The following is a 19,182-nucleotide window of genomic DNA, read 5'->3' on the forward strand; positions in this document are numbered from 1 at the left end:
GGGCGGGATCCTCACTTGGTGATCGACAATTCGCCCGGCGCACCCTCGAGCGACCGCTTCGACGACGACGAGGCGATCAGGATGGCGAGCGTCAGGATGTGCGGGGCGGCATTGAAGAAGTGGTAGCCCTGGGAGATGCCGACCGACTGCAACGCCGGGCCGAGCGCTCCGGCGGCGCCGAACAAGAGCGCCGCGGCGACGCACATCAGCGGGTTCCAGCGCGAGAAGATGACCAGCGCCACCGCCATCAGGCCCTGGCCGGACGAGAGACCCTCGTTCCACGAGCCGGGGTAGTAGAGTGACAGGAAGGCGCCGCCGACCCCGGCGAGGAAGCCGCCGATGGTGGTCGCCACGAAGCGCACCAGATCGACCGAGACGCCCATCGCCTTTGCGGTGGCGGCGCTGTCGCCGGTCATCCGCACGATCAGGCCGAAGCGGGTGTTGGCGAGCGCCCACCACATGACGACGGCCAGCGCCAACCCGATGAAGAACAGCGGATTGATCTGCAACGCCACCTTCAATTGCGGATCGGAGGTGAGGAAGCCGAAATCGATCGCCTGGAGGCGCGGCGCCGTCGGCTGGATGAAGCCCTTGCCGAAGAAGAACGCGAGGCCGCTGCCGAACAGCATCAGGGCGATGCCGATGGCGATGTCGGAGACCTTCGGCAACCGGCAGAAGAAGCCGTGCGCCATGCCGAAGACCGAGCCGGCGAGACCGGCGGCGAGGACGCCGACCCAGGGATTGCCGGAAAGATAGGAGACCGCATAGGCGCTCATCGCGCCGAAGACGAGCGTGCCCTCGAGGCCGAGATTGATGCGGCCGGATTTCTCGGTCAGCGTCTCGCCGAGGCTGACGAACAGGAACGGCGTGGAGACGCGCACCGCGCCCGCGAACATCGCCACCGCGACGGTGGTCAGCGCATCGCTCATCGACGGCCCTCCGGCTCGAGGAACGGGATGCGGCCGTAGGCCGTCTCGGAGAGGAGGATGGTGAGGAAGATCAGCCCCTGCAGCACCTGCACCGTCGCGTCCGGCAGCCCCATGCGCCGCTGGATCAGCCCGCCGGCGGCCGCCAGTCCGCCGAAGAGGACGGCGACCGGTGGGATGGCGATCGGATTGTGACGGGCGAGGAACGACACCAGGATGCCGGTGAAGCCGTAACCGGCGACCAGCGAGGCGTTGGCCTTGCCGAGGATGGCGGCGACTTCGAAGAACCCGGCGATGCCGGCCGAGGCACCGGCGAGCGCGCAGGCGGCGACCATCAGCTTGCCGACCGGCAACCCTTGCGCCCGAGCGGCGCGGACGTTGCCGCCGGTGACCCGGGCGGCGAAGCCGAAGGTGGTGCGGGTCATCAGGACATGGGCGGCGATCGCCAGCACGACGCCGAAGGCGAGACCCCAGTGGACCTCGAGCCCGGGGATGACGCCGATCATGTTCTCCGAGCCGATCGGCGTGGTCGACGGCTTGTTCGGGTCGGCGGGCGAGCGTAGCGCCCCTTCGACGAAGAAATTGAGGATCGCCACGGCGATGTAGAACATCAACAGCGACGAGATCGTCTCGTTGACGGCGCGGGCGTGGCGCAATGCCCCGACGAAGCCGATCCAGGCCGCTCCGGCCGCTGCCGCCGCGACGAACATGATTGGCAGGATGACTCAGGCCGGCGCCGCGCCGAGGAAGGGCAGGGCGGCGACCGCCGCCGCGAAGCCGCCGATCACCAGCGCCCCTTCGCCGCCGATGATCATCAGCCCGAGCCGCGCCGGCAGCGCCACGGCGAGCGCGGTGAAGATCAGCGGCGCGGTGCGGGTGAGGGTGTTCTGCCAGGAGAAGGCGGTGCCGAAGCCGCCGCGCCACAACAGTTCGAAGAAGGTCTGTGGCGACTTGCCGAGCCCGAGGAGGAAGATCGAGAACAACGCCACGGCGACGGTGACCGCGCCCACCGGAACCAGGATCGCCTCGATGGTGGCGAGGATCACCCGCCGTCGCGCGGACGGATCTGCGTCGGGGAGCGCGTTCGGAACGTCGGCGGCTACGGTCAAGGGCGGATCTCCCTGGCGGAGGAACGAGACGGCGATGCGATCGGGCGATGCGGACGCGGGAGTGCCGGCTCGGCGACCCCACGACCCGCGGCGTCGCGACGGCTCGTGAGGAGCCGGCGTTCGTCGGCGGCGCGTCTGCCCCCTCTTCCTTCTCCCCTCGCGGGAGAAGGTGCCCCGAAGGGGCGGATGAGGGGGCGCCGCGAAGCGGCAACTCGGCGGTGGTGGCGGACTCCGGGATCTGCGGCGGCGCCCAGACCCCTCATCCGGCCTTCGGCCACCTTCTCCCGCAAGGGGAGAAGGGGCTCCCCGTGGCGACCGACTTTGCCGGCCCATCCCCGCCATCCGGGTGACGAGACCGCCGGGCGATCACGCCGAGGTCGATCGTCGGGTCCGCTGCGACGGAGGCGTCACGGCGGGGCCCAGGCGATCCTCCCCGATCAGGTGATCGAGCCGATGACGCCCTCGACGAGGTAGTTGGTCGTCTCCAGGAAGACGTCGTAGTTGTCGACGACCTTGCCGGCCGGCACGACGACGTTGCCCTTGTTGTCCTTCAGCTCGCCGCTCACGTAGGGCTTGTTGGCCACGAGATCGGCGATCGCGGCGGTGGCGGCGTTGCGCGCCGCCTCGGTCGCGCCGGCGCCGAAGGCGGTGTTCTGGACGTAGTCCTTGTCGTAACCGCCGCGCTCGAAGTTCGGCAGCTTGTCGCCCTTGGTGAGGAGACCGGCGAAGTTCTTGTAGATCGTGGCCCACTTGTACTCGGCGCCGGTGATGAAGCCCTTGGGGGCGAGCGCCGCCTGGCTGGCGTTGTGGCCGCAACTCATGATGCCGCGCTTCTCGGCGGTCTCGACCACGACCTTGGGGCTGTCGACATGGCAGGTCAGCACGTCGCAACCCGCATCGGCGAGCGCGTTGGCGGCCTCCGCCTCGCGGACGGGCAGCGCCCAGTCGCCGGTGAAGATCACCTGGACGGTCGCCTTGGGGTTCGCCTTCTTGGCGCCCAGGGTGAAGGCGTTGATGTTCTGCAACACCGAGGAGATCGGCTTGGCGGCGATGAAGCCGAGCTTGCCGGTCTTCGACGACAGGCCGGCGGCGATGCCGTCGACGTAGTGCGCCTGATGCAGATAGGCGTAGTAGGACCCGGCGTTGCCGGGGTGCTTGTCCTTCTGCCACAGGCCGATGGCGTGGCGGAATTCGACATCCGGGAACTTCTTGGCCATCTCGACCATGTGCGGGTCGAAGTAGCCGAAGGAGGTGGCGAAGATCAGCTTGGCGCCGTCGAGCTTGATCATCGATTCCATGGTCTTCTGGACCGCGACCGTCTCCGGCACGTTCTCCTCTTCGACCACGGTGACGCCCGGCACCTTCTTCAGCTCCACCGCCGCCACCGCATGCGCCTGATTCCAGCCGAAATCGTCACGCGGACCGACGTAGATGATGCCGATCGTCAGCCCCGCCGCGGCGGCGCCCTCGATGCCGAGCACCGGCGCGGTGAGAAGGCCGGCGGCCGCCGACTTCAGAATGGTACGACGGGAGAGCAGGATCTTGGACATGCGAGGCCCTTTCGGTTCCGGTCGGCGGCGATTGTATGCAATGCCGACTTCTCGCCTCAGAGACTGGCAATCGCTGTGCCAATCGAAATGCGTCGATGCCGCATGATAGACGTAGTCCATATAAAACAATCGAATGTATGGAGGAACTGACAAACAGGTTCCGTTCTAGGCGGTCCGCCTCATGGGGGCACTGTCGCGACGAAGCCTGCCGATCGATCACCGTCTTCGATCAATATGCGCAAAAAATAATCATCATATACAATCTGAGCAGGGCGCGGGTTCGGCTCCGGCGTGCCGCGGTCGAACCAACCTCGTCGTCGGCGCCGCGGTTTCCCGCCACCGTCACGGGACAGGGTCGGCACGGATGGACGCTGCGCGCGAACGGTGGTTTCGTTCTTGCTTGGTAGTGCGTCGCGGGCGAGAGACTCGCGGCGATCGGAGTGATCATGGTCGAGACGAGCGGAATCGGTGGACGGCTTTCCGGAGAGCCATGGCCGCGGCCTCGCCGCAGGACGCGGCCGGAGGGCAAGACGCACGCCGAGCGCCTGCGCCTCGAACTCGCCGACGAGATCGCCCGCGGTCGTCTGGAGCCGGGAAGTGCGCTCGACGAGACGAGCCTCGCCGAACGCTTCGGCGTGTCGCGCACTCCGGTGCGTGAGGCGCTGCGCGAACTCACCGCCGCCGGACTGGTCGAGCACCGGCCGCATCGCGGCGCGGTCGTCGCGATGATCGACGCCCGCCGCCTCGACGAGATGTTCGTGGTGATGGCCGAACTCGAGGCCCTGTGCGCCGGGTTGGCGGCGACGTCGATGACCGCCGCAGAGCGCGCCGAACTCGACGCCATGCACGCGGAAGCCGCCGAACTGGTGCGGCTCGGCGATCTCGCCGCTTATCGCGAGGCCAACGACCGGTTCCACGAGTTCATCTACGCCGCGAGCCACAATCCGTTCCTCGAGGAGACGGTGCTCGGGGTGCGCCGGCGGGTGTTGGCGTTCCGCCGCGCCCAGTTCCACGGGCTCGGACGACTGGCGGTGAGCCACGCCGAACACGAGCGCGTGGTGCGCGCCCTGCAACGCGGCGACCGCGAGGCCGCCGCGCGCGAGATGCGAGCTCATCTGACCTCGTCGGGCCGGTCGTTCAACGAACTGCACGACGGCGGCACCTGAACCCCGCCGCCGACCGGTCAGTCCACCCGGCGCAGGAAGGCGTCGAAATAGGCGGCCAACTCGTCGTGGGCGTCGAGAGGCAGGACGTGGGCGACGTACTGGTCCGGCCGCACCACCAAGATGCAGCCGCGCTCCCGATCGATCCCGCGCAGGTCGAAGATGTCGCCGCGTTTCGCATCGGCGCAGAACATCTTCTCGTAGTCCTGCAGTCCGAGACGGCCCTTCGTCGGCAGGAGCAGCTCCGGCATCGCCTCGAGGCGCAGATCGCGGTGTCCCTGCTGGAAGACGGCGCGGACGTCGATCACCGCATCGATGTTCGCGCCCTTCGCCGTGTGGCGGCGCAGCGGCGAGGTCGGCGAGGTGGCGAGGTGGTCGCACAACTCGCGGATCGGCGAGCCCGCATTGCTCGGATCCTCGCGGCCGGCGAAGGCGAAGAGGCGCCAGCGGGCGTCGGCCTCGAAGGCCGAGATCAGTTCCATCGGCTTGGCGTCGGCCAGCCGGACGACCGGGGCCGAATGGAACCGGGTGCCGATCTCGAAGCCGGTCGCGAGGTGCTGGTGGCCGCCGTGGCCGGTGAGGAGCGAGGGAGCGTAGCGCGTCGCCACACCCGCGGTGTAGCGCCCGTGGGCGACGAAATAGCGTTGGATCTCCGCCGGTTCGACGCCGTCGGGATTGGTCTCCGACTTCACCGGGGCGCTGAGCATCGCCGCCCATTCGCGGTCGAAGTCGATGAGGTTCTGGGCGATCTCCCGGCGTTCGGCCGTGTAGGTGTGGAGGAACTCCGGCCCGCAGCGTCCGGCGAAGACGGCGGCGAGCTTCCAGCCGAGATTGAACGTGTCCTGCATCGAGACGTTCATGCCCTGGCCGGCCTTCGGGCTGTGAGTGTGGCAGGCGTCGCCGGCGATGAACACCCGCGGCGGACGCTGCGCCACCTGATCATCCGGCACGTCGTCGAACTTGTCGGTGATCCGCTGGCCGATCTCGTAGACCGACCACCACGCCACCTGCTTCACCTCGAGCGTGTAGGGCCGCAGGATGCGCTGTGCCGCGGCGATGATGTGATCGACGGTGATGGCGCGGGCGGCGACGCGCTCGTTCTCGGCGAGCTTGTCCATCTCGACGTAGATGCGGACGAGATGGCCACCCTCGCGCGGAATGAGCACGATGCTGCCCTCCGTCGCCGAGCGGATCAGCGATTTCAGGCGGATGTCGGGGAAGTCGGTGACGGCCAGCACGTCCATCACGCCCCAGGCCTGATTGGCGCTGTCGCCCTGCAGCACCCGGCCGAGGGACTGGCGCACGACGCTGCGGGCGCCGTCGCAGCCGACGACGTAACGGGCGCGGACCGTTTCGGTTCGCCCTTCGTATCCCGGGTCGAGCCGCTCAAGGGTGACGGTCACCGGATGGGCGGCGAGATCGGCGGAGAGCGACGGGTCGATCTTCAGATCGACGAGGCGGCGGGAATAGTGCGGCTCGAGCCGGTTCGGCGAATTGCGCATGATGTCGAGGTAGAAGTCGTGCACCCGCGCCTGATTGAGGATGACGTGCGGGTAGGGCGACAGCCCGTCCTCGACGTCCTGGACGCGGCCCTGGCGGACGATCCGGCCGAGATCGTCGTCGGCCGACTTCCAGAAAGTCGTCTCGTTGACCCAGTAGGCCTCGCGCTCGACCCGCTCGCGAAAGCCGAAGGCCTCGAACATCTCCATGGTGCGGCAGGCGATGCCGTCGGCCTTGCCGTGGGTGAGCGGGCCGGCGGTCTGCTCGACGATGGCGGTGCGGATCTCGGGGAACGCCGCGAGCTGCGCCGCCAGCGTCAGGCCGGCGGGTCCGGTGCCGACGATCAGCACGTCGACCTCCTCGGGAAGGACGTCGGTGTTCGCGCCGGCGTTCGGCGAAGCCGGTGCGACGTCGGGATCACCCACCCGGAATCCATCGAGATGAAACTGCATGATGCCCCTCCCTCGTCCCGTCGTCGCGGGCTCGTTCGTCGTCCGCCGGCGCGCCTCGGGCGCCCCGACGTCGGCCTTCGCTTCCCGTCGCGATCGTTCCGCCGATATCGTAGAAGAACCGGAGCACGCCGCGACGGCGTCGATAGTTCGTATACTAATCATATCCGCACTCGTCAATCTACGTACGGCGGATTTTCGAGGCATCGGGGTGAGCCATGTCCGACATGAACGACAAGCCGGGGCATCTGGCGCGCCGCTTCCAACAGATCGCGGTGGCGGTCTTCCACGCCGAAGTCGGCGCCGTCGGCTCGGATCTGACGCCGGTGCAATATGCGGCCCTGGCGGAGGTGGCGGGCCATCCGGGCATGGATCAGGCGACGCTCGCCGGCCGCATCGCCCTCGACCGGGCGACGATCACCGGGGTGGTCGACCGGCTCGAGAAGAAGGGCTACCTCGGCCGCGAGGTGAAGGACGAGGATCGCCGGGCCCGGGTGTTGCGCATCACCGACGAAGGGCGACGCGTCCTCGACACGATCGAGCCGGCGGTCGATGCGGCGCAGAAGGCGATGCTCGCCGGGCTGAACGCCGCCGAGGCGGCGGAGTTCATGCGGCTGCTCGCCAAGGCGATCGCCGCGGCCAACGATCTCAGTCGAGCGCCGCTGCGCGGTGCGACGTCGGAGGAAAGGGCGGAGTGATCTGGCCGCTCGGAGCTCGTCCGTGCCACGGCCTTTGCCGTCCCTGCCGGATTGTCATTTGAAATTCCATTTCCTCGATCGATTAAATCGCTGTTCATTTCCGGACCGTATCCTCGCGTCATGGATGTGAACTGGCGCAACAGCGAAGACCCGTTGGGCAAGATTCGTCTCGAGATCGCAAAGTCTCGAGGCGGCGGGTGCGGGCACCTCTTGAAGCCGCTGGCGGAACTGCACGCCGCCGGTCGCGGGCGCACGGGCCACTACGACGCCGCGCTCTACACCGAGACGGTGATCCATCTGCTCGGGCCGGCGACGTTGTTCGAACGCATGGCCTTCGCCGATACGGTCGCCGACATCGGCGGTCTGCCGTCCGGGGTTCTCGGTGCGCTTCTGCACGACGTCTATCTGGTGTCGCGCCCGATCATCGAGCGCGCCCGCCTCAGCGACGACGAGCTGATGACCGTCATCGCCAAGGATCCGAGCGAATCGACTCTGCTGGTCATCGCCCAGCGGGCGGGGACGGGGATCCCGGTCACCGATCAGTTGGTCGAACTCGGCACCCTCAAGGTCCATCTGACGCTCGCCGCCAACGACGAGGCGAAGCTGTCGATCACCACCTTCGACTTCTTCTCCAACATGACCACGGCGCAGAACGACATGGATCTGGCGCTGGCCAAGCGCTCCGATCTGCCGGTGTCGATCGCCAAGGCGCTCTATCAGCGCGTCTCCGAACGCGCCGCGCGGCGGGTCGAGGAGATGATGATCCGCGACGGCAATCGCGGTCGCCGCTTCCTCGCTCTCAGCCGCTGAAGCGGCCGGATCGGCGGCGGGCTCAAAGGACCGCCATCATGCCGCCGTCGACGTAGATGATCTGGCCGCTGATATAGTCGGAGGCCGGGGCGGCGAGGAAGACGACGGTTCCCACCACGTCCTCCGGCTTTCCCCAGCGCCCCGCGGGCGTGCGCCGCCTGACCCAGCCGTCGAATTCCGGATCGTTCATCAGCGCCGTGTTCATCTCGGTGGCGATGTAGCCTGGGCCGACGGCGTTGATCGTCAGGCCCTTACCCGCCCATTCCGCCGTCATCGACCGGGTCAGCATCTTGATACCGCCCTTCGCCGCCGTGTAGGGGGCGACGGTCGCGCGAGCGAGTTCGCTGGTCAGCGAGCCGATGTTGACGATCTTGCCGTGACCGCGCGCCACCATCCGCCGTGCCGCCTCGCGGCCCACGACGAAGGCCGAGGTCAGGTTCACCTCGATCACCCGGCGCCAGTCTGCGGTGTCGAGGTCGAGCAGCGGCTTGCGGAACTGGATGCCGGCATTGTTGACCAGGATGTCGACCGCGACGCCGCGCGCATCGAGCGCGGCGAAGGCGGCCTTCACCGCCGCCTCGTCGGTGACGTCGAACGGCGCCTCGTGGACGGTGTGACCGCTCGCCCGGAGATCGCGGGCGGTTGCGGCGACCCCCTCGGCGGTGCTGCCGTTGATCACCACCGCCGCACCGGCTTCCGCCAAGCCTTCCGCGAAGCTGCGGCCGAGGCCGCGGGTCGATCCGGTGACGAGCGCGGTGCGGCCGCCGAGGTCGAAGGCTCGAGCGATCATCTGGGTCATCCTCGCAGTTCGGAGCGCCGGACGCGCAGGTCGGAACGTTCGTAGACGGCCGGCAGCAGTTCGGTGCACAGGCCGACGCCCTCCATCGGCAGGACGCGGCCGTTCTCGATCTTCGGCATCTCGGTGACCAGTTCGCGGTACCAGCCGGTGTAGAAAGCGCGCACCGATTCCTGGATCAGCGTGTTCGGCGTCGCGAGCGAGGAATGGACGGCGGCGACGTAGCCGACCGGGCCGGTGCAGTCGTGCGGCGCATAGGGCCGATGCCAGGTCTCCGCCAGGGACGCGATCTTGCGCCCCTCGGTGAGGCCGCCGGTCCAGGCGAGATCGGTCATCACCACCTGGATGGCGTCCTGTTCCAGCATGTCCTTGTAGGGCCAGCGCGACCCCAGCGTCTCGCTGGCGCAGACCCAGACGTCGGTCGCCGCCGAATATTCGGCGAGCGCCGCCGGCGAGTTCATGCGGATCGGGTCCTCGTACCAGGTGGGTGCGTAGTCCTCGAGGACGCGAGCGATCTTCTTCGCCGTCGGCAGGTTCCACAGGCAGTGGAACTCGACCATGATCTCGATCCGATCGCCGACCGCCTTGCGGATCTTCTCGAACGGCTCGACCGCCTTCTTCATCTGCTCGGCGGTGATGTAGAGGCCGTTGTTCTCGATCGCCGCCGGGTCGAAGGGCCAGATCTTCATGGCCGGAATGCCCTGCTCGAGCAGGCTTTCGGCGAGCGCCCCGGCGTCGGTCATGAAGGCCTTCAGATCCTCGTAGGGGCCGTCGGTGCGATCGAGGTTCCAGGTGTCGACCGGTTTGATCTTGTGGGAGCGGACGTAGCCGTAGCCGGCGCAGGTGTTGTAGACGCGCACGCCGTCGTGGCAGAGGCCGCCGAGCATCTGATGCACCGGCTGGCCGCAGACCTTGCCGAAGAGGTCCCACAGCGCGATGTCGATCGCCGACGCGGCCCGATATTCGGCGCCGGTCGAGGACTGGGCGAGCGGCAGGTTGACCATGTCGCGCGCGATCGCTTCGATGTGCAGCGGATTTCGACCGAGCAGGCGCAGGCTCAGCGTGTCGTGGATGTGGGCCTCGACCGCGCCGGCGCCGTAGAAGGTCTCGCCGAGGCCGATCACGCCGGCGTCGGTGTGGATGTGGACCCAGAGAAGGTTGGCGAACTCGTCGAGGCGCAGCGTCTCGATCCTGGTGATCTTCATCGGGCTCTCCTCCCGCCGAGGGACTTCGCCTCGGCTCTCCCTGGTCGTTCAGCCGTCGGTCTCGTCGCGCACCGGCGCGAGGCCGGGGCGGACGACGTTGACCAGCGAACACCCGTCGAGACGACGGACGACGTTGTCGGCGATGACGGCGCGGCGGCGGGCGACGGTGCCTTCGGTCCATCCCGACATGTGCGGGGTCATCACGATGTTCGAAAGCTCGTGGAACGGCAGGTTCGAGGGATGCGGCGCCGGCTCGGCGGCGCTCGGATAGCGCCACCAGGTGTCGATCACCGCACCGCCGATACGCTTCTCGCGCAACGCCTCGTAGAGCGCCCGCTCGTCGATGGTGGCGCCGCGGCCGACGTTGAAGATCACCGCATGCGGCCGCATCGCCGCGAAGGCGGCGGCGTCGACCATGCCCGCGGTCTCCCGCGTCGCCGGCACCGACACGACGAAGAAGTCGGCGGCGCTCCAGAACGCGTCGAGGCGATCGAGAGTGAAGGCGAGATCGATCTCGTCGCCGGTCGCGACGCTGCTGCGGTTGGCGACGACGACCTCCATGTCGAAGACCTTGGCGCGCCGCGCGATCGCCTTGCCGATGTGGCCGTAGCCGAGGAGACCGATGGTCTTGCCGGCCATCTCCGGGTGGAGGCGGGCCGGCGCGCCCGACTGGAACGACCAGACGCCGCGGCGCAGGTCCGCGTCCGCGGTGGCGAGCGGCACGTGGCGGGCGAGGAGGGCGGCGAAGACGTATTCGGCGATCGCCTGTTCGTGGCCGAAGCAGTTGCAGACGGCGGCCTCCGCCGGCAATGCCGCGAGGTCGACGGCGTCGTATCCGGCGCCCGGAACGTGGAAGAGCGAGAGCCGCTCGGGCCGCGGCAGGCTCGCGTCGAACTTCACCCCGACGATCACGTCCGCCTCGGCATAGGCGCGGATGTCGTCCGGATCGGTCAACGCGTCGGGCAGGACGCGGATCTCGGCCGGCCGATCGAGCAGCGCGGCGAAGCCGGGCGCGAAGGACGAGGCGTTCTCGCCGTGGAAGACGATCTTCGGCTGCATGGGCGGGCTCGTCTCCTTCAGGCCCCGAGCAGGGGTTCGATCGAACAATCGAGGAGGCGCGGATCGAGCCCGGTCTCCATGACGTCGAACATGCGGTCGACGTAGTCGACGAGAGCGTCGGAAGCGGCGCCCGCCTTCTCCGCGTCGCGCTTGGCGATCGCCGCGAGCAGCGCGAGGTGGACGTCGACGGTCTCGCCGAGATCGGTGTGATCCGGCATGAAGCGGTGATGGATGTAGCCGATGCGGCGGAAGATCGTGTGGAGCGGCCTGAGCGTGTGTTCGAGGAAAGGCTCGCCGGCCGCCGCCAGGATCAGCGCGTCGATGCGCCGGTCGAGGACGTTGAAATCGTCGAGACCGATGGTGTCGCGCTTGTCGCGCAGCAGCCGCTCGATGTGCAGCATCTGATTGCGATGCGACAGGCTCGCCCGCTCGGCGGCGAGCTTCACCACGAAGCGTTCGATGTCGCGGCGGAGGCGCAGCAGCAGCCGTTCGCGGGCGAGGTCGATGGGCGCGATCTGCAGGCCGTGGCGCGGGCGGATGATGATCAGCGTGTCGGCGGCGAGCCGGTTCACGGCATTGTGTACCGGGGTGCGGCCGAGGCCGGTCAGGTCCTGGAGCTCCTGAAGGTTGAGCGAACGCCCCGGCTTCAGCTCACAGGTGACCAGCTTCTCTTCGATGCGCTGATGCGCCAACTCGAAGAAATTGACGCGATTGCGCCGTCGCGGCGCCGCGTCGTCCGCCGTCGGAACCAGTTCCACGACCGTCGAACCCGCAGGCATGCCCGGCCTCCCTCGTCTCGGCCCTCGTGACGGGACCGTTCGACGACGCATAAGACATGTTGTGATATATTACAAGATATGGCATCGAGGCGGTATCGAACGGGAACGGCCGAGATCCGGAATGCCGGTGGAGCCGTCGCCGAGGACCGAGGTCGGGAGGAGAGCCCATGCGCGCCGTCGTCGTTCACGCCCCCAAGGACCTGAGGCTCGAAGAGTTTCCCGATCCGGCCCCGGGGCGGGGCGAGGTCCGGGTGAAGATCGGCGCCGGCGGCATCTGCGGCTCGGACCTGCACTACTACCACGACGGCGGTTTCGGCACGGTGCGCATCCGCCAGCCGATGGCGCTCGGCCACGAGATCGCCGGTGAGGTCGTCGCGCTCGGCGAGGGCGTCTCCCATCTCGCCATCGGCACCCGCGTCGCGGTCAATCCGAGCAAGCCCTGCGGCACCTGCGTCCACTGTCGCGAGGGTCGGCGCAACCAGTGCCTCGACATGCGCTTCATGGGCTCGGCCATGCGCTTTCCCCATGTCCAGGGCGGCTTCCGCGAATATGTGACGGTCGACGACTTCCGCGCCGTTCCCGTCTCCGACCGGACGACGCTCGCCGAAGCGGCGATGGCCGAGCCGCTGTCGGTGTGCCTCCACGCCGCGGCGCAGGCCGGCGCGCTCTTCGGCAAGCGCGTGCTGGTGACCGGCACCGGGCCGATCGGCGCGCTGATGGTGCTGGTGGCGAAGACCGCCGGCGCGGCCGAACTGGTGGCGACCGACGTCGCCGACAGGCCGCTCGAGGTGGCGCGCCGGCTCGGCGCCGATCACGCCATCAACGTCGCCACCGACGCCGGGGCGCTCGAGCCCTGGCGTGCCGGCAAAGGCGTCTTCGACGTGGTGTTCGAGGCTTCCGCCAATCAGTCGGCGGTGCGCTCGGCGCTCGACATGCTCAGGCCCGGCGGCATCCTGGTGCAACTCGGTGTCGGCGGCGACATGAGCCTGCCGATCAACGTCATCGTCGCCAAGGAGCTGCAGATCCGCGGCACCTTCCGCTTCGATCCCGAATTCGAACTGGCCGTCCGCCTGATGGGCGAGGGCAAGATCGACGTCACCCCGGTGATCAGCGCCTCGATGCCCTTCCAGGCGGCGGTCGACGCCTTCGAACTGGCGAGCGATCGCTCGCGCGCCATGAAGGTACAGCTGACGTTCTGAAGGCAGGGCGATCGCGCGTCGCGGCGTCGACTTCGATCGAGGCAGGGGGAATGCCGCGGGCGTCCCTTCTCCCCTTGCGGGAGAAGGTGGCCGAAGGCCGGATGAGGGGTCCGGGCCTCTCCTCGCACGCAGGAGTCCGTCGCCGTTCCCCGATGCCGCTGACGCGGCACCCCCTCATCCGCCCCTGCGGGGCACCTTCTCCCGCGAGGGGAGAAGGAAGAGCGGCCTCCGACGAGCCCGAGACCACCGAACAGACGTCGCGTTGTCGCCCCGCTTCCGAACGCCCGGCGCGATCCGGTCCCTATCCCGCCGCGCCGCGCCCCGGCCAGGGCAGCACGGCGCGGCGGTCGACGGAGAGGGGCACCACACCGGTTTCGGCCGAGGTGGTGTCGTCGATCCAGTTGCACGCCGCGACCTGACGCTTGCGCGCCTCCATCCGGGCGTGACGCTCGGCGACGAGATCGGCGCGTTCGTCGAGCGGCGCCTGCGCCAGCGGTTCGAGCCGGCCGGTGAGGAACGCCTCGCGGTCGAGAACATCGATCCGCCGTTCCCCGAGCCTGACCCACAACAGGTCCCCGGTCACCAGCGCGCCGATGCCGCCACCCTCGTAGGCCTCCGGCGTCACGTGGCCGATGCAGGCGCCCTTGGTCACGCCCGAATAGCGGCCGTCGGTCATCAGGATAGAAGTTCGCTCCAGCGTCCCCTGGTGACGCAGGTAGGTGGAGGGCGCGAACATCTCCGGCATGCCGAAGGCCTTCGGTCCCTGACCGGCGATGACGAAGGCGAAGGCCAGCGTGCCCTTGACCACCATGGCGGCGAGATCGTCGCCCGGATCGCCGCCGTTGATCGCCCTGAGACGATCGGTCAGCGCCGGCGGCAGATCCATCGTCCCGCACAGGGTCTTCACCAGATCGGTCGAGCGCAGCTCGCCGTTGCACACCGTCTCGTTCTCGTAATGGCGGACGAGGAAGACGCGGCCGTCGAAGCGGGCGACCTGCTCGCTCGACATGCCCGCGACCTTGAGGATGCAGGTGGAGAAGAAATTGCCGGCGAGGACGTCGGTGCCGGAGCGGGCGCGGATCGGCCTGGTGCGGATCACCGAGCGTTCCTCGGGCAGCTTCGGCGACACCGCCACCGGCAGCGCCGCGACGCGCTCGCGCCAGGTCCTGCCGGTCACCGTCGGCGCGTCGAGATCCATCGGCACGCCGAGATCGTCGAGTACCTTGTAGATGCTGTCGATGCCGTGGTGGAACCCCGCCGCCGCCTGCTCGGCCAGCACGAAGGTGTCGCGACCCTCGGTCAGCGAATGGGCGAAGACGTCGGGAACCGAGTGGGCGTCTGCGATACGGGCGTAGTCGAAGAGCGTGACGTCGAAGCCGGCGTGGCGCATGACGCAGGGCATGTGCAGCATCAGGTTCGACGACGAACCGGTGGCGCCGTGGATGCGCACGGCATTGGCGTAGTTCGCCGCGAGGATGTCGCAGAGCGCCAGCTCCGGCTTGTTGATCATGCGGAAGAGCGTGTCGACGCTCGACGAGACGAGGTCGAGCCCCGGCTCCTCCATCAGCAGTTCGGCGCCGCGCGGCACCAGTCCGAGGGCGGAGACCAGGGTGCGCGACGAGTTGCCGGTGCCGTTGAAGGCGCAGATGCCGCCCTTCTCGTCGCAGGTGGCCATCGCCAGTTCGTTCAGGATCGCGTCGGCCTCGCCGCGCGAAACGATGCCGTGGCCGACGGCGCGTTCGAGCTGGCCGAGGAAGGCCTCGTCCGACGAGCACTGCAGGATGTAGCGGCAGTTCTCCTCGATGTCGGCGGCGAGCTGAGCGTCGCCGATCGCCCGCGCCTCGTCCTGGATCGCGGCGAGCTTGGCGCGGGTCGCGGGCGGGATGCGTCCGCCCTTCAACACGTGCGAGGGGACGAACACCGCCCACACCGGTGCGGTGCCGCGCTCCGGTTCGCGCCGCGCCCGATCGGCGGCGGCGAGGCCGGAGAGGATGCCGGTCGGGGTCTTGTCGCAGCCGGAGAGCACGTAGGCCGCGTGATAGGAATGGCCCTCGAAGTTGATGTTCACCGCCATGGCGGTGTGGTTGCGGCTGGCGAGCGAATAGCTCTGGCCGATGTTCGACTGGGCGGTGCCGTCGCAGATCACCGGGATGCCGAAGGTGAAGGGCACGCCGCCGTTCTGCCAGACGCGGGCGGCGGCGCGCAGCATGTGCTCGTGGTCGAGAAGATGGGCCGGATGATCTGCCGAGCCCTGGATGATGCAGATGCGCGGCCGGTTCGCCGCGAGGCGCGCCACGATCTCGGCGAGCCCGTAGTCGCCGAGGCCGGTGAAATCGCGGTCGCCGGCGAGCAGCGCGTCGGCGCGGCGCAGGAGCGCCCTGACCGTGATCGGCTCGTTGGAGAGGCCCTGGATGCAGTGTCGATAGGGATTGGCGGTCTCGGCGACGACGAGATCGGCGAATTCGGAATTGAGAACCTCGGCTCGTCGATCGGTCATGCGCATGGCTCCTGAAAACGCGAGAGGCCGTCGTATCGAAAAGTGGGATGTCGATGTCGCAGGGACCCCGCACCCGAGTGGGATCGGTGATTCCTTCGTCCGCGTCAGAAGACCTTTCCGGGATTGAGCAGGTTCTTCGGATCGAACGCCGCCTTGAGACGGCGCATCGCCTCGATCTCCAGGGCCGAGCGGGTGAGCCCCAGCCATTCCATCTTGGAAGTGCCGATGCCGTGCTCGGCCGAGACCGTTCCCCCGTACTCGCCGACGAGGCCGTAGACGATGTCGCAGATTTCGTGCTTCGGCTGTTCGGCGGCGCTGCGGTCACGCGCCACGATGTGCAGGTTGCCGTCGCCGACGTGGCCGTAGAAGAGCGCCGCGACATCGGGGATCGCGGCCCGCAACGCGGCGCGGCAGGCGGTGACGAAGGCGTCCATCCGGCCGATCGGCAGGCCGATGTCGAAGGGCACATGGGCGCCGAAGGTCCGGGGGAATTCGGAGACGGCGTCGCGGACGTCCCAGAACGATTTCAGGTCGCCGATCGAGCGGGCGACGACGGCATCGACGAGGAGCCCGTCCTCTGCCGTCGCCTCGAGGAAGGCGTCGAACTTGGCGCCGTCGTGGTCCTCGTCGGTGCCCTGGACTTCGATGAGCACATAGAACGGATGGCCCGCGGAAAGCGGCATCCGTAGGCCCGGCGTGGTGGCGATCAGCTCCCAGTAGTCGGCCCACATCACCTCGAAGGCGGAGAGCATGGCACCGAGCTCCCGCCGCGCCCGCGACAGGAGATCGACGACCGCCGCGAAACTCTCGACGGCGCAGACGGCGGCCGAGGTGAAGACCGGCAGAGGCGCGAGCCTCAGCACCGCCCGGGTGACGATGCCGAGCGTGCCCTCCGAGCCGATGAAGGCCTGTTTGACGTCGTACCCGGCGTTGTTCTTGATCATCCGGTTGAGGCTGGTGATCACCGTGCCGTCGGCGAGCACCACTTCGAGACCGAGCACCAGATTGCGCGTCATGCCGTAGCGGATCACCCGGTTGCCGCCGGCGTTGGTGGCGATGTTGCCGCCGATGGTGCAGGAGCCGCGGGCGCCGAGATCGAGCGGCATGTAGAGGCCGTGCTCGGCCGCCGCGGTCTGGACGGCCTCGAGCGGCGTGCCGGCGCGGACGGTGACGGTCGCTCCGGCGACGTCGATCTCCTCGATGCCGGTCAACCGTTCGAGCGACAGAGCGACAGCCCCGGCGATCGGCCGCGCCCCGCCGCACAGCCCGGTCATCCCGCCCTGCGGCACCACCGGTAGGTCGTGATGGTGGCAGATGCGCAGCGCCTCGGCGACGTCCGCGGTGGTGGCGGGGCGGAGGAGAGCGAGGGGACGGACGATCGAAAGTCCGCTCCAGTCGGTGAGGTACTTCTCCGGGATCGCTTCGCCGGGCGCGAAGGCGCGCGCGTCGAACGCTGCGGCCAGAGCGGCGATCGCAGCTTCGGGCGAGGTGGGTGAGGGGGGCGTCATGCGGACCCGCCCGCCGCCGGGAGATGGGCGCATTCGGGGACCGGCGTCGTCACCTTGCCCTCGTCGAAGAAGCGGCGAAGGTTCTCGACCGTCAGATCGCCCATGGCGCGGCGGGTCTCCACCGTGGCGCTGCCGACGTGGGGCAGGAGGACGACGTTGTCGAGCGGGAAGAGTTCCGCCGGCACGTTCGGCTCGTTGGCGAAAACGTCGAGGCCGGCGGCGCCGAGGCGGCCGTCGAGGAGTGCGGCGACCAGTTCCTTCTCGTCGACGACGCTGCCTCGGGCGACGTTGATCAGTGTCCCCTCGGGTCCGAGGGCCTCGATCACGGCGCGGCCGATCAGCTTGTTCGTCGAGGCGCCGCCGGGGGTGATGACGACGAGGAAGTCGACGTCGCCTGCCATCGCGACGAGGTCGGCGTAGTGGCGCCAGGGGACGTCGGTCCGTCGATTGCGGGTGTGATAGGCGATGTCGCAGTCGAAGGCGGCGGCGAGCTTGCGGGCGATGGTCTCGCCGATGCGGCCGAGGCCGACGATGCCGACCTTCTTGCCCTCGATCGACTGCGTCAGCGCCGCCGCGCCGAAGCCGGACCATTTGCCGGCCCTCACATAGGCATCGTCGCGGACGATGCGCCGCGACACCGCGAGCATGAGCGCGATGGCGGTGTTGGCGACGTCGGCGTTGAGGACGTTCGGCGTGTGGGTGACGGCGATGCCGCGCGCCGCCGCCGCCTTGGCGTCGATGGCGTCGTAGCCGACGCCGAAGCACGAGATGACCTTCAGGTTCGGCAGGCGCGCCATGATCTCCGGCTTCAGCCCGTCGTGACCGTTGGTGGCGACCGCCTCGATCGCCGCGCCGTTCGCGGCGAGATAGGCCTCCCAGTCCGCCAGCTCGGCACCCTTGTCCACCACGAAGGCGTCTTCGAGGGCGGCGAGGACCCGCGGCGTGGTTCTTCCGACGAGCAACAGACGAGGCTTCATGGGAGGGATCTTCCTTCCTCGGATCGGTCGGTGGGTGGCGCGGCCGCCGGAGATGTCGAAGACGCCGGCGGTCGCGAACCGGTCGTCTCAGTCGTCTGCGCGGACCCGCTGGCGCTGCGCGCCGAGGTTCTCGATGCCGAGTTCGATGACGTCGCCGGCCTTCAGGTAGACCGGCGTCGGCTTGATGCCCATGCCGACGCCGGGCGGCGTACCGGTCGAGATCACGTCGCCGGGGTGGAGGGTGAAGAGGGTCGACAGGTGGGCGATGATCCGGGCGACGGTGAAGACCATCGTCTTCGTGCTGCCGGTCTGACGGCGTCGGCCGTTGACGTCGAGCCACATCGCGAGATTCTGCGGATCGGCGATCTCGTCGCGGGTGACCAGCCACGGGCCGGTCGGGCCGAAGGTGTCGCAGGACTTGCCCTTGGTCCACTGGCCGGAGAGCGCCGTCTGATAGGTGCGTTCGGAGACGTCGTTGATGACGCAGTAGCCGGCGACGTGGGAGAGCGCGTCGGCCTCCGAGACGTATTTCGCCTTCTTGCCGATCACCACCCCGAGTTCGACCTCCCAGTCGGTGGTGGTCGAGCCACGCGGCATCACCACGTCGTCGTTCGGGCCGACGACCGCCGAGGTCGCCTTCATGAACAGCACCGGATGGGCCGGCAGCGGCAGGTTCGATTCGGCGGCGTGGTCGGCGTAGTTGAGACCGATGCACATGAACTTGCCGATCGAGCCGACGCAGGCGCCGAGGCGCGGCGTCCCGGCGACCGCCGGCAGCGACGCCGGGTCGAGCGCGGCGAGGCGGGCGAGGCCCTCGTCGAGAAGAACGTCGCCGGCGATGTCGGCGACATGGGCGGAGAGGTCGCGCAGCGTGCCCGAGGCGTCGATCAGGCCGGGCTTCTCTTCCCCCGGGTTGCCGTAGCGGACGAGTTTCATGTCGGTTGCCTTTCGAAGATC

General features: G+C 68.7%; 15 protein-coding genes and 1 pseudogene. 4 read left to right on the top strand and 12 right to left on the bottom strand.

Annotation, left to right across the window (positions count from 1 at the left end; all coding sequences use genetic code 11):
* Window positions 1–11: 11 nt before the first annotated feature.
* From V7Q42_RS00435 to V7Q42_RS00445, 3 genes and pseudogenes are all read right to left on the bottom strand, one after another.
* Window positions 12–929 carry an ABC transporter permease gene (locus V7Q42_RS00435; RefSeq protein ID WP_333821618.1) on the bottom strand — a complete coding sequence of 306 codons (918 nt, stop codon included), beginning with the start codon at window positions 927–929 and terminating at the stop codon, window positions 12–14.
* A pseudogene (locus tag V7Q42_RS00440) lies at window positions 926–2,035 on the bottom strand (ABC transporter permease). The gene V7Q42_RS00435 and the pseudogene V7Q42_RS00440 overlap by 4 nt, the downstream one beginning before the upstream one ends.
* A gap of 437 nt (window positions 2,036–2,472) precedes the next feature.
* Window positions 2,473–3,585, bottom strand: coding sequence for a BMP family ABC transporter substrate-binding protein (locus V7Q42_RS00445; protein WP_333821619.1), 1,113 nt, complete (start codon window positions 3,583–3,585; stop codon window positions 2,473–2,475).
* A 446-nt stretch (window positions 3,586–4,031) separates the two neighbouring features.
* Here V7Q42_RS00445 and V7Q42_RS00450 point away from each other — a divergent pair, with 446 nt between their 5' ends.
* Window positions 4,032–4,751, top strand: coding sequence for a GntR family transcriptional regulator (locus tag V7Q42_RS00450; RefSeq protein ID WP_333821621.1), 720 nt, complete (start codon window positions 4,032–4,034; stop codon window positions 4,749–4,751).
* 17 nt (window positions 4,752–4,768) lie between these two features.
* Here V7Q42_RS00450 and V7Q42_RS00455 read toward each other — a convergent pair whose 3' ends face one another.
* Window positions 4,769–6,700, bottom strand: a complete 1,932-nt coding sequence (locus V7Q42_RS00455; RefSeq protein WP_333821623.1) for an FAD-binding monooxygenase — start codon at window positions 6,698–6,700, stop codon at window positions 4,769–4,771.
* 215 nt (window positions 6,701–6,915) lie between these two features.
* Between V7Q42_RS00455 and V7Q42_RS00460 the strand changes: the two genes are divergently transcribed.
* Window positions 6,916–7,395 (top strand): MarR family winged helix-turn-helix transcriptional regulator, encoded by a 480-nt coding sequence (locus V7Q42_RS00460; RefSeq protein WP_333821624.1) that lies wholly within the window; start codon window positions 6,916–6,918, stop codon window positions 7,393–7,395.
* Between the two features lie 210 nt (window positions 7,396–7,605).
* The gene (locus V7Q42_RS00465; protein WP_333821625.1) at window positions 7,606–8,205 is read left to right on the top strand and encodes a DUF2336 domain-containing protein; all 600 of its coding nucleotides are present in this window, start codon (window positions 7,606–7,608) and stop codon (window positions 8,203–8,205) included.
* Window positions 8,206–8,227: 22 nt separating this feature from the next.
* Here V7Q42_RS00465 and V7Q42_RS00470 read toward each other — a convergent pair whose 3' ends face one another.
* From V7Q42_RS00470 to V7Q42_RS00485, 4 genes are read right to left on the bottom strand one after another with little or no spacing between them, the layout of a single operon-like run.
* Entirely contained in the window at window positions 8,228–8,995 is a 768-nt protein-coding gene (locus V7Q42_RS00470) for an SDR family oxidoreductase (RefSeq protein WP_333821626.1), read from the bottom strand.
* Between the two features lie 5 nt (window positions 8,996–9,000).
* Complete coding sequence (locus V7Q42_RS00475; RefSeq protein WP_333821627.1) at window positions 9,001–10,206, bottom strand: mandelate racemase/muconate lactonizing enzyme family protein; 1,206 nt, start codon at window positions 10,204–10,206, stop codon at window positions 9,001–9,003.
* Between the two features lie 48 nt (window positions 10,207–10,254).
* On the bottom strand, window positions 10,255–11,265 hold the full coding sequence (locus V7Q42_RS00480) for a 2-hydroxyacid dehydrogenase (protein WP_333821628.1): 1,011 nt from the start codon (window positions 11,263–11,265) through the stop codon (window positions 10,255–10,257).
* Window positions 11,266–11,282: 17 nt separating this feature from the next.
* Window positions 11,283–12,044, bottom strand: a complete 762-nt coding sequence (locus tag V7Q42_RS00485) for a GntR family transcriptional regulator (RefSeq protein ID WP_333821629.1) — start codon at window positions 12,042–12,044, stop codon at window positions 11,283–11,285.
* 167 nt (window positions 12,045–12,211) lie between these two features.
* Between V7Q42_RS00485 and V7Q42_RS00490 the strand changes: the two genes are divergently transcribed.
* Complete coding sequence (locus V7Q42_RS00490; RefSeq protein ID WP_333821631.1) at window positions 12,212–13,243, top strand: L-idonate 5-dehydrogenase; 1,032 nt, start codon at window positions 12,212–12,214, stop codon at window positions 13,241–13,243.
* A 301-nt stretch (window positions 13,244–13,544) separates the two neighbouring features.
* Here the strand turns inward: V7Q42_RS00490 and V7Q42_RS00495 are convergent, their stop codons facing one another.
* From V7Q42_RS00495 to V7Q42_RS00510, 4 genes are all read right to left on the bottom strand, one after another.
* The gene (locus V7Q42_RS00495; protein WP_333821632.1) at window positions 13,545–15,740 is read right to left on the bottom strand and encodes a dihydroxy-acid dehydratase domain-containing protein; all 2,196 of its coding nucleotides are present in this window, start codon (window positions 15,738–15,740) and stop codon (window positions 13,545–13,547) included.
* Between the two features lie 104 nt (window positions 15,741–15,844).
* Window positions 15,845–17,248, bottom strand: a complete 1,404-nt coding sequence (locus V7Q42_RS00500; RefSeq protein WP_333821633.1) for an FAD-binding oxidoreductase — start codon at window positions 17,246–17,248, stop codon at window positions 15,845–15,847.
* Window positions 17,245–18,225, bottom strand: coding sequence for a 2-hydroxyacid dehydrogenase (locus V7Q42_RS00505; RefSeq protein WP_333821634.1), 981 nt, complete (start codon window positions 18,223–18,225; stop codon window positions 17,245–17,247). Before V7Q42_RS00505 ends, V7Q42_RS00500 begins: the two co-directional genes overlap by 4 nt.
* A gap of 87 nt (window positions 18,226–18,312) precedes the next feature.
* On the bottom strand, window positions 18,313–19,161 hold the full coding sequence (locus V7Q42_RS00510; RefSeq protein ID WP_333821635.1) for a fumarylacetoacetate hydrolase family protein: 849 nt from the start codon (window positions 19,159–19,161) through the stop codon (window positions 18,313–18,315).
* Window positions 19,162–19,182: the final 21 nt, after the last annotated feature.

It is taken from the genome of Pinisolibacter sp. (assembly GCF_036782435.1).
GTDB lineage: Bacteria > Pseudomonadota > Alphaproteobacteria > Rhizobiales > Ancalomicrobiaceae > CALBKH01.

Excerpts from the sequence above, each read along its gene's own strand:
- V7Q42_RS00435 (WP_333821618.1), bottom strand. The coding sequence starts at position 929 with ATGAGCGATGCGCTGACCACCGTCGCGGTGGCGATGTTCGCGGGCGCG.
- V7Q42_RS00445 (WP_333821619.1), bottom strand. The coding sequence starts at position 3,585 with ATGTCCAAGATCCTGCTCTCCCGTCGTACCATTCTGAAGTCGGCGGCC.
- V7Q42_RS00450 (WP_333821621.1), top strand. The coding sequence starts at position 4,032 with ATGGTCGAGACGAGCGGAATCGGTGGACGGCTTTCCGGAGAGCCATGG.
- V7Q42_RS00455 (WP_333821623.1), bottom strand. The coding sequence starts at position 6,700 with ATGCAGTTTCATCTCGATGGATTCCGGGTGGGTGATCCCGACGTCGCA.
- V7Q42_RS00460 (WP_333821624.1), top strand. The coding sequence starts at position 6,916 with ATGTCCGACATGAACGACAAGCCGGGGCATCTGGCGCGCCGCTTCCAA.
- V7Q42_RS00470 (WP_333821626.1), bottom strand. The coding sequence starts at position 8,995 with ATGATCGCTCGAGCCTTCGACCTCGGCGGCCGCACCGCGCTCGTCACC.
- V7Q42_RS00475 (WP_333821627.1), bottom strand. The coding sequence starts at position 10,206 with ATGAAGATCACCAGGATCGAGACGCTGCGCCTCGACGAGTTCGCCAAC.
- V7Q42_RS00480 (WP_333821628.1), bottom strand. The coding sequence starts at position 11,265 with ATGCAGCCGAAGATCGTCTTCCACGGCGAGAACGCCTCGTCCTTCGCG.
- V7Q42_RS00485 (WP_333821629.1), bottom strand. The coding sequence starts at position 12,044 with ATGCCTGCGGGTTCGACGGTCGTGGAACTGGTTCCGACGGCGGACGAC.
- V7Q42_RS00490 (WP_333821631.1), top strand. The coding sequence starts at position 12,212 with ATGCGCGCCGTCGTCGTTCACGCCCCCAAGGACCTGAGGCTCGAAGAG.
- V7Q42_RS00495 (WP_333821632.1), bottom strand. The coding sequence starts at position 15,740 with ATGACCGATCGACGAGCCGAGGTTCTCAATTCCGAATTCGCCGATCTC.
- V7Q42_RS00500 (WP_333821633.1), bottom strand. The coding sequence starts at position 17,248 with ATGACGCCCCCCTCACCCACCTCGCCCGAAGCTGCGATCGCCGCTCTG.
- V7Q42_RS00505 (WP_333821634.1), bottom strand. The coding sequence starts at position 18,225 with ATGAAGCCTCGTCTGTTGCTCGTCGGAAGAACCACGCCGCGGGTCCTC.
- V7Q42_RS00510 (WP_333821635.1), bottom strand. The coding sequence starts at position 19,161 with ATGAAACTCGTCCGCTACGGCAACCCGGGGGAAGAGAAGCCCGGCCTG.